Annotated in this window: 15 protein-coding genes; 9 read left to right on the top strand and 6 right to left on the bottom strand. The window is 62.7% G+C overall.

The genetic code is table 11. The features are described 5' to 3' along the window. The first annotated feature begins 117 nt into the window (after nucleotides 1-117). The 9 genes from VEC01_RS09915 to VEC01_RS09955 all read left to right on the top strand — a co-directional run bounded on the left by VEC01_RS09915 (nucleotide 118) and on the right by VEC01_RS09955 (nucleotide 7,413). Complete coding sequence (locus tag VEC01_RS09915) at nucleotides 118-732, top strand: hypothetical protein (RefSeq protein WP_324900648.1); 615 nt, start codon at nucleotides 118-120, stop codon at nucleotides 730-732. Beyond that, nucleotides 729-1,250, top strand: a complete 522-nt coding sequence (locus tag VEC01_RS09920; protein WP_324900649.1) for a TlpA disulfide reductase family protein — start codon at nucleotides 729-731, stop codon at nucleotides 1,248-1,250. Before VEC01_RS09915 ends, VEC01_RS09920 begins: the two co-directional genes overlap by 4 nt. An 83-nt stretch (nucleotides 1,251-1,333) precedes the next feature. Beyond that, on the top strand, nucleotides 1,334-1,771 hold the full coding sequence (gene aroQ, locus VEC01_RS09925) for a type II 3-dehydroquinate dehydratase (RefSeq protein WP_324900650.1): 438 nt from the start codon (nucleotides 1,334-1,336) through the stop codon (nucleotides 1,769-1,771). A gap of 80 nt (nucleotides 1,772-1,851) precedes the next feature. Beyond that, nucleotides 1,852-2,325, top strand: coding sequence for an acetyl-CoA carboxylase biotin carboxyl carrier protein (accB, locus tag VEC01_RS09930; RefSeq protein WP_324900651.1), 474 nt, complete (start codon nucleotides 1,852-1,854; stop codon nucleotides 2,323-2,325). A gap of 192 nt (nucleotides 2,326-2,517) precedes the next feature. Beyond that, nucleotides 2,518-3,867 carry an acetyl-CoA carboxylase biotin carboxylase subunit gene (gene accC, locus VEC01_RS09935; protein WP_324900652.1) on the top strand — a complete coding sequence of 450 codons (1,350 nt, stop codon included), beginning with the start codon at nucleotides 2,518-2,520 and terminating at the stop codon, nucleotides 3,865-3,867. Between the two features lie 12 nt (nucleotides 3,868-3,879). Beyond that, nucleotides 3,880-4,791, top strand: a complete 912-nt coding sequence (gene prmA, locus VEC01_RS09940; RefSeq protein ID WP_324900653.1) for a 50S ribosomal protein L11 methyltransferase — start codon at nucleotides 3,880-3,882, stop codon at nucleotides 4,789-4,791. Nucleotides 4,792-4,795: 4 nt separating this feature from the next. Further along, complete coding sequence (locus VEC01_RS09945; RefSeq protein ID WP_324900654.1) at nucleotides 4,796-5,932, top strand: DUF3426 domain-containing protein; 1,137 nt, start codon at nucleotides 4,796-4,798, stop codon at nucleotides 5,930-5,932. A gap of 73 nt (nucleotides 5,933-6,005) precedes the next feature. After that, on the top strand, nucleotides 6,006-6,938 hold the full coding sequence (locus VEC01_RS09950) for a carbohydrate kinase family protein (protein WP_324900655.1): 933 nt from the start codon (nucleotides 6,006-6,008) through the stop codon (nucleotides 6,936-6,938). Nucleotides 6,939-6,957: 19 nt separating this feature from the next. Then, the gene (locus VEC01_RS09955) at nucleotides 6,958-7,413 is read left to right on the top strand and encodes a glycine zipper 2TM domain-containing protein (RefSeq protein WP_324900656.1); all 456 of its coding nucleotides are present in this window, start codon (nucleotides 6,958-6,960) and stop codon (nucleotides 7,411-7,413) included. Between the two features lie 60 nt (nucleotides 7,414-7,473). Here the strand turns inward: VEC01_RS09955 and VEC01_RS09960 are convergent, their stop codons facing one another. From VEC01_RS09960 to VEC01_RS09985, 6 genes are all read right to left on the bottom strand, one after another. Then, nucleotides 7,474-7,779, bottom strand: coding sequence for a DUF167 domain-containing protein (locus VEC01_RS09960; RefSeq protein ID WP_324900657.1), 306 nt, complete (start codon nucleotides 7,777-7,779; stop codon nucleotides 7,474-7,476). Continuing rightward, nucleotides 7,776-8,318 (bottom strand): YggT family protein, encoded by a 543-nt coding sequence (locus tag VEC01_RS09965; RefSeq protein WP_324900658.1) that lies wholly within the window; start codon nucleotides 8,316-8,318, stop codon nucleotides 7,776-7,778. The genes VEC01_RS09960 and VEC01_RS09965 overlap by 4 nt, the downstream gene beginning before the upstream one ends. Nucleotides 8,319-8,416: 98 nt before the next feature. Continuing rightward, complete coding sequence (locus tag VEC01_RS09970) at nucleotides 8,417-8,947, bottom strand: histone H1-like repetitive region-containing protein (protein ID WP_324900659.1); 531 nt, start codon at nucleotides 8,945-8,947, stop codon at nucleotides 8,417-8,419. Nucleotides 8,948-9,187: 240 nt separating this feature from the next. Next, nucleotides 9,188-9,328 (bottom strand): hypothetical protein, encoded by a 141-nt coding sequence (locus VEC01_RS09975; RefSeq protein WP_324900660.1) that lies wholly within the window; start codon nucleotides 9,326-9,328, stop codon nucleotides 9,188-9,190. A 140-nt stretch (nucleotides 9,329-9,468) separates the two neighbouring features. Next, nucleotides 9,469-10,653 carry a ribonucleotide-diphosphate reductase subunit beta gene (locus VEC01_RS09980; protein WP_324900661.1) on the bottom strand — a complete coding sequence of 395 codons (1,185 nt, stop codon included), beginning with the start codon at nucleotides 10,651-10,653 and terminating at the stop codon, nucleotides 9,469-9,471. 61 nt (nucleotides 10,654-10,714) lie between these two features. Beyond that, nucleotides 10,715-13,630: a ribonucleoside-diphosphate reductase subunit alpha gene (locus tag VEC01_RS09985; protein ID WP_324900662.1), complete on the bottom strand. Its 2,916-nt coding sequence runs from the start codon at nucleotides 13,628-13,630 to the stop codon at nucleotides 10,715-10,717. Between the last annotated feature and the right edge of the window lie 50 nt (nucleotides 13,631-13,680).

Genomic DNA, 13,680 nt, shown 5'->3' on the forward strand with positions numbered 1-13,680 from the left:
AGCCCGGACTGAAATGCGCGGCGCAAGGTCAAAGTGACAAGAGCGGCGCTTTTCCGGCGGGACCCTGAATTTTACCTGAGCCGCGGTCCCGCGCCTTACGGAGTATCATCGAGCCCCATGAGCAATTTCACATCGAACACGGAGATGCTGCGCGCCGAAATCGCCGCCGCAGCTGCCCGCCTGATCGCCGAGGACGGCGCCGACTACGGGACGGCAAAGAAGAAGGCGGCCAGGCAGGTACTGGGAAACGCGAAAGTCCGCGGCGAGATCATGCCGGATAACGCGCAGATCGAAGAAGAAGTGCGTATCTATAATGAACTGTTTTTCGCCGATACGCAGCCCGCGCGCCTGCTGCATCTGCGCAAGCTGGCACTGCGACTGATGGAGGACCTCGCTCGCTTTTCGCCTTATCTGACCGGCGCGGTCCTGAATGGCACCGCCGGCGAGCATTCCGACATCCACCTGCAACTGTTTGCCGAAAGCGCGAAGGATGTGGAAATCTTCCTGCTTAATAAAAATGTCGATTTCGAGGTGTCGGAAACCCCGCATTTTTCCGGGCGCGGCGAACCGGTGGAGACGGTCAGCTTCATGTGGCATGACGAAGGTGTGCATCTGGCGCTGTATGAAACCGATGATGTGCGGGGCGCGGCCAAGGCCGGTCCGGACGGCCGGCCGCTGCGGGCGAATGCCGAGGGAGTGCGTGCATTGATTGCCGAAACAGAACAGAAATGAAGAAAAATATTGTCGTTTACCTGATCGTTGCCGTGCTGTTTGCCGGAATTGGCATCTTTTTTGCCAATACGCGCGTGGCGCCGGAGACGCCGGACTCCGGCGCTGTCGGCAAACTTCTGTCGCAGGTGATGGCTGATTCCGGTGGCCAGCAGCAGCAATTGGGGCAATGGAAAGGCAAGACGCTGATCGTCAACTTCTGGGCGACCTGGTGCGCGCCCTGTGTCGAGGAGATGCCGGAGTTATCGGCATTGCAACAGGAGCTGGACGCGTCCGGCGTCCGCATCCTGGGCATCGGGATCGATTCCCCGTCGAACATCGCCGAATTCGCGCGAAAGTACAAGATCAGTTATCCGCTCTACATCGGCGGCCTGAATGGCACCGAGTTGTCGCGGGAACTGGGGAACCGCGGCGGCGGCCTGCCCTTTACGGTTCTGGTCGGACGCGACGGACAGGTGAAGAAGACCTATCTCGGCCGTCTGAAGATGGACGAGTTGCGGAAGGACCTTGCGTCGCTCTAGTTGGCAGTACCATCTTTTTCCTTGCCAATCAGCATCATTTGGCGGCAAAATTCGGCATCCTCGTCAAACGGAGTCGCAACTCCATGGCAAACAAACTTCTTCTGGTCAATGGCCCGAACCTGAACCTGCTGGGCACACGTGAACCGGAGGTGTACGGCTCGACGACGCTGGCCGATATCGAGCAGGCAGCCGCTGCCCAGGCAGCCGCCGCCGGCGCGAGCCTCGCCAGCTTCCAGAGCAACCATGAAGGCGCGCTGATCGACCGCATCCAGGCGGCCCGGTTGGAAGGCGTCGACGCCATCATCATCAACCCCGGCGGACTCACGCATACCAGCGTCGCGCTGCGCGATGCACTGGCCGGCGTCGCCATCCCGTTTGTCGAAGTACACATCTCCAACATCCATCGGCGCGAAAGCTTCCGACATCGCTCCTACCTGTCCGCAATCGCTGTCGGCGTGATCTGCGGACTGGGCGTCGACGGATACCAGGCGGCAGTCGAGTACGCGCTCAAAAAGCTGTAATTTTCATTATCTCGCTGCAAACCCACTTATAATTGTGGCGATTCCGATTGTAATAAATACACAAATCTGAGGAATTTCATATGGATCTAAGAAAACTGAAGACGCTGATCGACCTCGTCGCCGAATCAGACATCGCCGAGCTGGAAGTCACCGAAGGCGAAAGCAAAGTCCGTATCGTCAAATCCTCGGGCGCCCCGCAAAACCAGGTCGTGATGATGCAGCCGCAATCGCTGCCGCAAACCGTGACCGCTCCCGCTGCCGCGCCTGTCGCCGCGCCCGCCGGCGCACCGGCCGCGCCCGCCGCGCCTGCCGAACCGGAAGGCCACATCGTCAAGTCGCCGATGGTCGGCACCTTCTACCGTTCTTCCGCTCCGGGCAATCCCCCGTTCGTCGACGTCGGTTCGACCGTGAAGGAAGGCGACACCCTGTGCATCATCGAAGCGATGAAGCTGCTCAATGAAATCGACGCCGACGCATCCGGCGTAATCAAGCAGATCCTGGTGGAGAACGGCCAGCCGGTGGAATTCGGCCAGCCGCTGTTTGTGATCGGTTAAGCACCGCGCGGCATATATATAGATGCCGCCCCTCCTGCCCCCCCTTAACGTGACACAGGCATCACTGATCATCCACCATGTTTGAAAAAATCCTTATCGCAAATCGCGGCGGCCAGCCGCACGGCGGCGCAGCAGCGCAGCTAAATCGCGCAGCTGCCGCAGGCAGCAGCAATTTCGCCGCGGAGCCCGCCCATGTTTGAGAAGATATTGATCGCCAACCGCGGCGAAATTGCATTACGCATTCAGCGCGCCTGCCGTGAAATGGGCATCAAGACGGTCGTCGTCCATTCCGAAGCCGACCGCGACGCCAAGTACGTGAAGCTGGCCGACGAATCGGTCTGCATCGGCCCGGCGCCGTCCGCGCAAAGCTACCTCAACATGCCCGCAATCATCAGCGCGGCGGAAGTGACCGACGCCGAGGCGATCCACCCCGGCTACGGCTTCCTGTCGGAGAACGCTGACTTCGCCGAGCGCGTGGAGAAGTCCGGCTTCGTCTTCATCGGCCCGCGTCCGGAGTCGATCCGAATGATGGGCGACAAGGTATCGGCCAAGCAGGCGATGATCAAGGCCGGCGTGCCCTGCGTGCCCGGCTCGGACGGGGCGCTGCCGGAAGACCCGAAGGAAATCATCCGCATCGCGCGCAAGATCGGCTACCCGGTCATCATCAAGGCCGCCGGCGGCGGCGGCGGACGCGGCATGCGCGTGGTGCACACCGAAGCGGCGCTGCTGAACGCGGTCACGATGACCAAGTCGGAAGCCGGCGCGGCCTTCGGCAATCCGGAAGTCTATATGGAGAAGTACCTGGAGAATCCGCGTCACGTGGAGATCCAGGTGCTGGCCGACGAATTCAAGAATGCCGTCTGGCTCGGCGAGCGCGATTGCTCCATGCAGCGCCGACACCAGAAGGTGATCGAGGAAGCACCGGCGCCCGGCATTCCCCGCAAGCTGATCGAGCGTATCGGCGACCGCTGCGCCGAAGCCTGCCGCAAGATCGGCTACCGCGGCGCGGGCACCTTTGAATTCCTGTACGAGAACGGCGAGTTCTACTTCATCGAGATGAACACCCGTATCCAGGTGGAACACCCGGTCACCGAAATGATCACGGGCGTCGACCTGGTGCAGGAGCAGATCCGCGTCGCCGCCGGGGAGAAGCTGCGCTTCCGCCAGCGCGACATCGAATTGTCCGGTCATGCAATCGAGTGCCGCATCAACGCGGAAGACCCGTTCAAGTTTACGCCCTCGCCGGGCCGCATCATCGCCTGGCACGCGCCCGGCGGCCCCGGCATCCGCGTCGATTCGCATGCCTACGCCGGCTACTTCGTGCCGCCGACCTACGACTCCATGGTCGGCAAGGTGATCTCGTACGGCGCCACCCGCGAGCAGGCGATCCGCCGGATGCAGATCGCGCTGTCGGAAATGGTGGTCGAAGGCATCCTGACCAACATCCCGCTGCACCGCGACCTGATGGTGGATGCGCGCTTCATCGAGGGCGGCACCAACATCCACTACCTGGAACAGAAACTCGCCGACCGGGCGAAGTAACGAGGCATAGTCATGAGCTGGACCGAAATCGTCATCGAAGTCGCGCGCGACCACGCGGAGACACTCTCCGACGCACTGATGGAAGCCGGGGCGCTGTCGGTTTCGGTCGAGGACGCGGACGAAGGCACGGAAGCCGAACGTCCGCTGTTCGGCGAACCGGGGATGGAACCTGCCGAAGCGGCCTGGGAACACAGCCGGGTCGTCGCACTGGCCGATGAAGCCGCGGACCACGCGGCGATCGTCGCCGAGGCCGCCGCGGCCTGCGGTATTCCCTCCCCTGCATACACGCTGCGCAGCGTGGCCGAGCAGGACTGGGTGCGACTGACGCAGTCCCAGTTCGAACCGATCCACATCGGCTGCAATATCTGGGTGGTGCCGAGCTGGCACGACGCGCCGGATCCGAACGGCCTGATTCTGGAACTCGATCCCGGCCTCGCGTTCGGCACCGGCAGCCATCCGACCACCCGGCTGTGCATGGAATGGCTGGAAGCCAACCCGCCGCACAACCAGTCGGTGCTCGACTATGGCTGCGGCTCCGGCATCCTGGCGATGGTGGCCAGGAAGCTCGGCGCGACGCCGGTAGTCGGTGTCGACATCGATCCGCAGGCGATCGAGTCGGCTCGCTACAACAGCGAACGCAACCACTGCGAAATCGACTATTATTTGCCGGAAGCATTCTCCCAGCACGCGCAGCAGAAAACCTTCGACGTCGTGGTCGCCAACATTCTCTCCAGCCCGCTGAAACTGATGGCGCCGATGCTGTCCTCGCGCGTTGCCCCGGGCGGCCGTCTGGTCCTGTCCGGCATCCTCGAACGCCAGGCCGACGAAGTCGCAGCGGCTTACGCGCCCTTCATCAAGATGTCGGTGTGGGCCGCCCACGAAGGCTGGGTGGCGCTGTCCGGCCGGGTGCCCGACGCGCAATAAGCCGATGGCACTCGCAACCCAATGTCCTCATTGCCATACGACATTCCGGGTCGCGCATGACCAGCTGAAGCTGCGCGCCGGGCTGGTGCGCTGCGGCGCCTGCAAGCAGATCTTCAACGGCATCGAAAACCTGCTCAAGCCGGAAGCGCTGGAGCAGGTGCCGGGGACGGCCCGCGCACCGCAACCCGCCATGCAGGAAAGCCCTGCGAAACCGGAGACGCCGACGCCCGCGGACAGCGTCACGCTCCCGCATATCGATTTCCATATCGACATCCCCGACGATCTGCACGATGCACCGCCGCCCGCCGCAGCCCCGGCTGTGACAACCGCCGCGCCCGTGCCGGAAGATGCGGCTCCGCTCGCCGATAACAAGCCGGCTCCGGAACCCGTCCGGCAGAAAGACGATCCGCTGCTGCGCATGACGCTCATGGATTTCGCGGACGGACGGCGTGAGCCGGTGGACGGCAACCGCGCACCCGGCGCTGCCGTGGAAGAGACCGATGATTCAATCGGACAGGCGATCGACGACCTCGAAAGCAAGCCGTGGCGCCGGGAGCAGGATGCCTCGGAACTTGCCGACGGCGATGCGCTGGACCGCGCCGAGGCTGCCGAATACGAAGAACCCAGCTTCGTGAAGAAGGGCCGGCGCCGCCAGCGCGTCGGGCGCGTGCTGCGCATCATGATGGCTGCGGGGTCGGTGGTCCTGCTGTTTGCGCTGCTGGCGCAGGCCGCCTACGTGTTTCGCGACCAGATCGCTGCCTGGTATCCGGACACGAAGCCCGCGCTCGCCGCCGCCTGCGCCCGGCTCGGCTGCCAGGTCGGCCTGCCGGCGCAGATCGACGCGGTATCGATCGAGTCGAGCGAGCTGCAAACGGTCGCTGCCGATTCAAGCACCTTCGCGCTGGCCGTCCTGCTGCGCAACCACGGGGCGACGGAACAGGCATGGCCCGCGATCGAACTGACGCTCAACGACAGCGCCGAAAAGCCATTGGCGCGCCGCGTGTTCCTGCCGCGCGAATACCTGCCCGCGCCTGACGCCAAACCAGGGTTCCCGGCCGGTTCGGAGCAGCCGGTGAAGCTGTTCTTTGAACTGGCGCAACTCAAGGCATCGGGATACAGGGTCTATCTGTTCTATCCGTAATACACTTCGGCATCGCCCGGTGGCTGCGGCAGCGCACCGGTTCCTCTTCCTTTATTTGAACTGGCAGGCATCCATGACATCCTTAATCTGCGGCTCGCTCGCTTATGACTCCATCATGCAGTTCGGCGGGCGCTTTTCCGAAGCATTGCTGGCTGACCAGCTGCACAAGATCAACGTCGCCTTCCTCGTGCCGGAAATGCGGCGCGAGTTCGGCGGCTGCGCCGGCAATATCGCCTACAACCTGAAGCTGCTGAATGGCGATCCGCTGATCATGGCGACCATCGGCAACGACGGCGGCTCCTATCTCGAGCGGCTGGACCGGCTGCAGATCACGCGCCGCTGCGTGCGCACCATCGACACCTCCTACACTGCGCAAGCCTTCATTACGACCGACGTGAACGGCAACCAGATCACCGCCTTCCATCCGGGCGCGATGACCTTCTCGCACGAGAACAAGGTCGCCGACGCCGGTCCCGTGAAGCTGGCGATCGTCGCGCCCGACGGACGCGACGGCATGCTCCAGCATGCGGTGGATTGCGTGGACCTCGACATCCCCTTCATCTTCGACCCGGGCCAGGGCCTGCCGATGTTCAACGGCAGCGAGCTGGTGCATTTCATTGAACTGGCTACCTACGTCGCGGTCAATGATTATGAAGCGGAACTGTTGACCGGCCGCACCGAATTGTCGCTCGATCAGGTCGCCAGGCGCGTATCGGCATTGATCGTCACGCGCGGCGACAAGGGCGCCGAGATCTTCGCAAACGGCCAGCGTTACGAGATCCCCTGCGTGACCGCGGAGGCGGTGGTCGATCCGACCGGATGCGGCGATGCCTTCCGTGCCGGCCTGATGTACGGGATCACACAGGGCATGGACTGGGAAACCACCGGCCGTCTCGCCAGCCTGATGGGCTCGATCAAGATCGCGCAGCAGGGCGGGCAGAACCATGCGCCGAGCCGGCAGGAGATCGAGGACCGCTTCCACAAAGCCTTCGGATACCGATTCTGATTCAGACGACTGGGAAAGCATGCGCTCACGTTCACCGTTGTCAGCCACCTTGCTGGGTGCGGCCCTGCTGGCCGGCTGCGCGTCCGGCCGGCCGCCGGAGACCGTGATGTCGACCCAGGGCAGCACGCTGGTGCAAACCGCGCGCGTGACCAATGTGCGCGACGTGACGGTGCACGGCGGCCGCGCGTCGGGCGTGGGATCGATGGTCGGCGCCATCCTCGGCGGTGTCGCCGGCAGCCGGATCGGCAGCGGCACCGGAAGTGCGGTAGCCGGAGTCGGCGGCGCTGTCGCCGGCAGCATGGCGGGACAACGGCTCGAAGAGTCAAACAAGAGCAGCGCGTCGACGGAACTGACAGTGCAGTTCGACAACGGTGAAGTGCGCAATTTCCGGGTCGACGCGGGCGAATCCTATCGCATCGGCGACCGGGTCACGATCACCACTGCGAACGGCATATCGAAGGTCACGCGGCAGTAGACTCTTTTTGACAGCATGGATGAAGGGAGCGCCTCGTTTCTGCTCGGAACGGGGCGTTTTTCATGGCGCGGCGGGAAGCAGCGCCTGTGCGGCGCGCTCGACGCTAATCGCCGCGCTGACTTCGATGATCTTGCGTTTATTGGTGTGGCCGTGGGTGATGGCCACGGCGCTCCTTGGCACATCCAGCATGGCGGCGAGGAAGCGGACCAGGGCTTCGTTTGCCCGGCCCTCGATCGGCTGCGCCTGCAGCTTGATCTTCAATGCATCCTCCAGCACGCCGATGACTTCGCTTTTCTTGGCGTTCGGCGTGATCTGGACGCTGATCCGGACCCCGCCTTTTACCGGCGTACACCAGTCGCGGCTCATGCAAGCGACATCACCAGCTCGGTCACCAGCATCAGGCCGATGCGCAGCACGATGAACAGCACCAGCGGCGAGAGATCGATGTTGCCGATCAAGGGCAGGACCCGGCGGATCGGATTCAGCAGCGGCTCGTTCAGTGCGCGGATGAAGGGCGCCAGCGGCGCATGCGGGTTGACCCAGCTGAAGATCACTTCGATGAGAAGCAGTCCCATGAAGCCGTAGAACACCCACTCGAAGAAGCGCAGCAGCGACAGCAGCAGAAGGTATTGCGGCGCGAAGCGCGACATCACCGCGAGATCGATCGCCACCGCGATCACGATCACGAGGCACGCGGCAATCAGGCTTGCCCAGTCGTAACCGCCGACTCCCGGCAGCAGCCGGCGCAGCGGGCGCACCAGCCAGTCAGTGAGCTGGAACGTGAACTGTCCAAGCGAAGTGGGCGGACGCACACGCACCACCTGCATCCAGAAACGCAGCAGCAGCACGCCGCCCAGCACCGCGGCGACGGTATCGACAATCAACGTAAGTATGCTGTTGAGCACTATCCGATCTCCAGAAATAAAAAGCCCGTCGTGCGGCATGGCGCCGCACCACGGGCATTTTGCCTGAACTTAATCAGGCATCCAAGCAAGCTCGGCGATTACGGACGAGTGCCGGTCGGGAACGGCCAGGCCGCTGCCGGGTTCAACACGGTCTTCACAGCCGGGGCTGCAGCGGCGGCGGGCTTGGCTGCCGGCTTGGCTGCTGCCTTCTTCGGAGCTGCTGCCTTCTTCGGAGCTGCAGCTTTCTTGGGAGCGGCGGCTTTCTTCGCAGCCGGCTTGGCTGCTGCCTTCTTGGCTACCGGCTTCTTGGCTGCTGCTGCCTTCTTCGGCGCTGCTGCCTTCTTGGCTGCCGGCTTCTTGGCTGCTGCCGCCTTCTTCGGGGCTGCTGCCTTCTTCGGCGCTGCTGCCTTCTTGGCTACCGGCTTCTTGGCGGCCACTGCCTTCTTCGGCGCTGCTGCCTTCTTGGCTACCGGCTTCTTGGCTGCTGCTGCCTTCTTCGGCGCTGCCGCCTTCTTGGCTACCGGCTTCTTGGCTGCTGCTGCCGCCTTCTTCGGAGCTGCTGCCTTCTTCGCCGCCGGCTTCTTGGCGGCCGCTGCCTTCTTGGCGGCGGGTTTCTTAGCTGTTGCCATTTGTTTCTCCTTCACGTGATGAGAAAGTTCAAACTACGAGGTTGGAAACCCGCATGGTCATCGCGATGGCCACGCGGATTATTCATCGGCACAAGCAACCTCTGCTTGCACTAATGAATTCGGCACCAGCTGAACTGCTGCATCACCTCATACATGCAGCACTTCAGCCTCATTCGGTTGCGTCTCTCTTCTTCGGGTCACCGCCGCGCGTCGGCAGTGACGGAGATCCTGACCGCGCGCTCAAGAGGCGCCGCGGTCGCCGCAGCCAAAAAAAACGCCGGCAGCAAAACCGGCGTGGGAATACTCTTTCTGAAAAACCAACAGATTTTTCAAAGAAAAAGCCGCCTTGCCCGACAGTGTCGTGCTCAGCGGCTGAATCACAGAAGATCGAGTCGTTCGTCTACTGTCCATCAAGTTAGGGTGTAGCCTCTCGGTGTTGCAGTCTCTTTCCGGCTACCGGTGTCGAGTCGACTGCTGTCTCTCCATCCGTTGCACAAGTCCGAAGCGCGGTCTGTTCTTGTTCATTCCCAGCTCAGTGCTCCACCGGTCTGGTATTCGATCACTCGCGTTTCGAAGAAGTTGCGTTCCTTCTTCAGATCGATCATCTCGCTCATCCATGGGAAGGGATTCTCTTCCTGCGGGAACATCGGATCGAGACCGATCTGCTGTGCGCGGCGATTCGCGATGAATCGCAAGTACCCTTTGAACATCGGCGCATTCAAACCGAGTACTCCACGCGGCATTGTATCCTCTGCGTAGCGATATTCCAACTCCACCGCACGTAAAAACAACGCTTTGATCTCGTCGCGGAAGTCGGCAGTCCACAGATGCGGGTTCTCGAGCTTGATGGTGTTGATGAGATCGATTCCGAAATTGCAGTGCATGGACTCGTCGCGCAGGATGTACTGGTACTGCTCTGCCGCTCCCATCATCTTGTTCTGGCGACCGAGCGCGAGGATCTGCGTGAAGCCGACATAGAAGAACAAACCTTCCATCAGGCATGCAAACACGATGAGCGACCGCAGCAGTGTCTGGTCCGCCTCGACGGTACCGGTCTTGAACTGCGGGTTGGTCAGCACATCGATGAACGGGATCAGGAATTCATCCTTGTCGCGGATCGACGCCACCTCGTGATACGCGTTGAAGATCTCTCCCTCGTCCAGGCCGAGCGACTCGACGATGTACTGGTACGCGTGCGTGTGGATTGCCTCTTCGAACGCCTGGCGCAGCAGGTACTGGCGGCACTCGGGGGCGGTGATGTGGCGGTAGGTGCCGAGCACGATGTTGTTGGCTGCGAGCGAATCCGCGGTCACGAAGAAGCCGAGGTTGCGCTTGATGATGCGGCGCTCGTCCTCGGTCAGGCCGTTCGGGTTCTTCCACAGCTCGATGTCGCGCTGCATGTTGATTTCCTGCGGCATCCAGTGGTTCGCGCAGCCGGCCAGGTACTTGTCCCAGGCCCATTTGTATTTGAACGGAACCAGCTGGTTGACATCGGTCTGGCCATTGATGATGCGCTTGTCCGCGGCATTGACCCGGCGCGTCTCGTCGCCCGATGCGGATTGCGGCGGGGTCACCAGCGCCGGATCGAGCGCGACGTCGGCGGACTGCAGCGGGCGCGGCGCGGACGGCATCACGGGAGAGAGCGCGGGTTGCGGCGCGCGGGCAGGTTGTGCAGCGGGGCTTGCTTCGTCATCCCAACTTAGCATGGCAGATCTTCCTTACAGGTATTGTAGTTTTGGTTGCGTGGTGTTCAAGTGAACGTCCGGCTTACTGGCAGGCTTCGCACTCGTCGAAGCCGGGATCCCCCGGGCGCAGCATGCATGCCGGGCCGGCGAGGTCTTCCGCCGCCGGCGTCGCGCCCGTCGCGACGGTGACGCTGCCAAGGCTGCCCGTGGCCGACACCGCGTTCAGCGCGCCGGCCTTGGTGGTCGACTTCTCCGCATGGGTGGCGCCGATGGTGCGCAGGTAGTAGGTGGTCTTCAGTCCGCGCAGCCAGGCGAGCCTGTAGGTCTCGTCGAGCTTCTTGCCGGACGCGCCCGCCATATAAATATTGAGCGATTGCGCCTGGTCAATCCACTTCTGGCGGCGAGACGCCGCTTCGACCAGCCACTTCGGATCGACTTCGAACGCGGTGGCGTAAATGTCGCGCAGGTCTTGCGGGATGCGGTCGATCTTGGCCAGGCTGCCGTCGAAGTACTTCAGGTCGGCAACCATCACTTCGTCCCACAGGCCGCGCGCCTTCAGGTCGCGCACCAGGTTCTCGTTGATCTCGGTAAACTCGCCCGACAGGTTCGACTTCACGTACAGGTTCTGGTACGTCGGCTCGATGCAGGCGGACACATCGATGATGTTGGAGATGGTCGCGGTCGGCGCGATCGCCACGCAGTTCGAATTGCGCATGCCATGGGTCTTGATGCGGTCGCGCAGGGCTGCCCAATCCATGGTTTCCGAGCTGTCGACTTCCAGGTAGCCGCCGCGCTCCTCGGCCAGCAGCTTCAGGGAATCCTGCGGCAGGATGCCGCGGTCCCACAACGAACCGCGGTAGGAGCTGTAGCGGCCGCGTTCTTCCGCCAGCTCGGTCGAGGCCCAGTAGGCGAAATAGCAGACGGCTTCCATCGAGCGGTCGGCGAATTCCACCGCCTCCATCGATGCATACGGCACGCGCATCATGTGCAGGCAGTCCTGGAAACCCATGATGCCCAGACCGACCGGGCGGTGCCGCAAGTTGGAGTCGCGCGCCTTCTTGACCGCGTAATAGTTGATGTCGATCACGTTATCCAGCATGCGCATCGCAGTGCGGATGGTCTTCTGCAGCTTGGCGTGATCGAGCTTGCCGTCCTTCATGTGGGCCGGCAGGTTGACCGAGCCGAGGTTGCAAACCGCGATTTCGGAATCGTTGGTGTTGAGCGTGATCTCGGTGCACAGGTTGGAGCTGTGGACCACGCCCACGTGCTGCTGCGGCGAACGGATGTTGCACGGGTCCTTGAAGGTGATCCAGGGATGACCGGTCTCGAACAGCATGGACAGCATCTTGCGCCACAGGTCGATTGCCTGCACCTTCTTATATAGTTTCAGCTCGCCGCGGGCGGCCCTGGCTTCGTAGCCGGTGTAGGCTTCCTCGAAGGCGCGGCCGTACTTGTCATGCAGGTCCGGCACATCCGACGGCGAGAACAACGTCCACTCGCCCTTTTCCATCACGCGCTTCATGAACAGGTCGGGTATCCAGTTCGCGGTGTTCATGTCGTGCGTGCGGCGGCGGTCGTCGCCGGTGTTCTTGCGCAGGTCGAGGAATTCCTCGATGTCCATGTGCCAGGTTTCCAGGTAGGCACAAACAGCGCCCTTGCGCTTGCCCCCCTGGTTGACCGCAACCGCGGTGTCGTTCACGACTTTCAGGAACGGGACCACGCCCTGCGACTTGCCGTTGGTGCCCTTGATATGGGCGCCCAGTGCGCGCACCGGGGTCCAGTCGTTACCCAGGCCGCCGGCGAACTTGGCCAGCAGCGCATTTTCCTTGATCGCCTCGTAAATGCCCTCCAGGTCATCCGATACCGTGGTCAGATAGCAAGAGGACAGCTGCGAGCGCAGCGTGCCGGAATTGAACAGCGTCGGCGTCGAGCTCATGAAGTCGAACGACGACAGCAGGTTGTAGAACTCGATGGTGCGCGCCTCGCGGTCGATCTCGTTGAGCGCCAGGCCCATCGCGACCCGCATGTAGAAGGCTTGCGGCATTTCGATCCGGGTGCCCTGGATGTGCAGGAAGTAGCGGTCGTACAGGGTCTGCAGGCCGAGGTAGCCGAACTGCAGGTCGCGTTCCGGCTTGATCGCTTCGGCCAGCTTCTGCAGGTCGTACTGCGCCAGCTTCGGGTCGAGCAGTTCGGCCTCGATGCCCTTCTTGATGAATTTCGGGAAGTATTCGATATAGTGCTGCTGCGCATCGGCCTGCGCCACTTCCTGGCCGAACACTTCCTTGCGGATGGTGTGCATCAAGAGGCGGGCGGTGACCTTGCTGTAGGCCGGGTCCTTTTCCATCAGCGCGCGCGCGGCCAGGATGGCCGACTTGTGCAGCTCCTCGACCGGCACGCCGTCGTACAGGTTCTTGATGGTTTCAGCCAGGATGGCCTCGGCGTCGACATGCTTCTCCAGTCCGACGCAGGCGGCGGTGATCAGGCTGCGCACCTGATCGAGGTCGAGCGGGCGACTCTGGCCGTTCTCGGTGACATGCAGCTGCGGCGCGTCGACGCCCTTGGCCGCCTGCTGCTGCGCGCGCTCTTCCATGCGCTTGGCGCGGTACAGCACGTAGGCGCGCGCGACGTCATGCTCGCCCGAGCGCATCAGCGCCAGTTCCACCTGGTCCTGCACATCCTCGATATGGAAGGTGCCGCCGGCCGGCTGGCGGCGCACCAGTGCGGCAACCACGCCGGCGGTCAACTGCTCGACCAGTTCGCGCACCCGGGCTGATGCCGCACCCTGGCCGCCGTTTACAGCAAGGAAGGCCTTGGTCATCGCGATCGAAATCTTCGACGGCTCGAACCCGACCACGGCGCCATTGCGGCGGATGATCTTGTAGTCGCCGAGGCTCACCGAAAGGCCGGCGGGCGCGGCAGCCGAGGTGCCAGCCGGGGTGGAGATCAGCCCGAGTTCGACGGGGGACTTGTTGGAAACTTCCTGGGTAGTGGTGTGCATCTAGCCTCCTTCGCTGTAATGCCCGCAGCCGTGCAGCTGCTTGTTGTTTA

Origin of the sequence: Noviherbaspirillum sp. (assembly GCF_035627455.1) — a bacterium.
Lineage (GTDB): Bacteria > Pseudomonadota > Gammaproteobacteria > Burkholderiales > Burkholderiaceae_D > Noviherbaspirillum.

Bases quoted from the DNA above. Each gene is read 5' to 3' on its own strand.
- VEC01_RS09915 (WP_324900648.1), top strand. From the start codon at position 118: ATGAGCAATTTCACATCGAACACGGAGATGCTGCGCGCCGAAATCGCC.
- VEC01_RS09920 (WP_324900649.1), top strand. From the start codon at position 729: ATGAAGAAAAATATTGTCGTTTACCTGATCGTTGCCGTGCTGTTTGCC.
- aroQ (WP_324900650.1), top strand. From the start codon at position 1,334: ATGGCAAACAAACTTCTTCTGGTCAATGGCCCGAACCTGAACCTGCTG.
- accB (WP_324900651.1), top strand. From the start codon at position 1,852: ATGGATCTAAGAAAACTGAAGACGCTGATCGACCTCGTCGCCGAATCA.
- accC (WP_324900652.1), top strand. From the start codon at position 2,518: ATGTTTGAGAAGATATTGATCGCCAACCGCGGCGAAATTGCATTACGC.
- prmA (WP_324900653.1), top strand. From the start codon at position 3,880: ATGAGCTGGACCGAAATCGTCATCGAAGTCGCGCGCGACCACGCGGAG.
- VEC01_RS09945 (WP_324900654.1), top strand. From the start codon at position 4,796: ATGGCACTCGCAACCCAATGTCCTCATTGCCATACGACATTCCGGGTC.
- VEC01_RS09950 (WP_324900655.1), top strand. From the start codon at position 6,006: ATGACATCCTTAATCTGCGGCTCGCTCGCTTATGACTCCATCATGCAG.
- VEC01_RS09955 (WP_324900656.1), top strand. From the start codon at position 6,958: ATGCGCTCACGTTCACCGTTGTCAGCCACCTTGCTGGGTGCGGCCCTG.
- VEC01_RS09960 (WP_324900657.1), bottom strand. From the start codon at position 7,779: ATGAGCCGCGACTGGTGTACGCCGGTAAAAGGCGGGGTCCGGATCAGC.
- VEC01_RS09970 (WP_324900659.1), bottom strand. From the start codon at position 8,947: ATGGCAACAGCTAAGAAACCCGCCGCCAAGAAGGCAGCGGCCGCCAAG.
- VEC01_RS09980 (WP_324900661.1), bottom strand. From the start codon at position 10,653: ATGCTAAGTTGGGATGACGAAGCAAGCCCCGCTGCACAACCTGCCCGC.
- VEC01_RS09985 (WP_324900662.1), bottom strand. From the start codon at position 13,630: ATGCACACCACTACCCAGGAAGTTTCCAACAAGTCCCCCGTCGAACTC.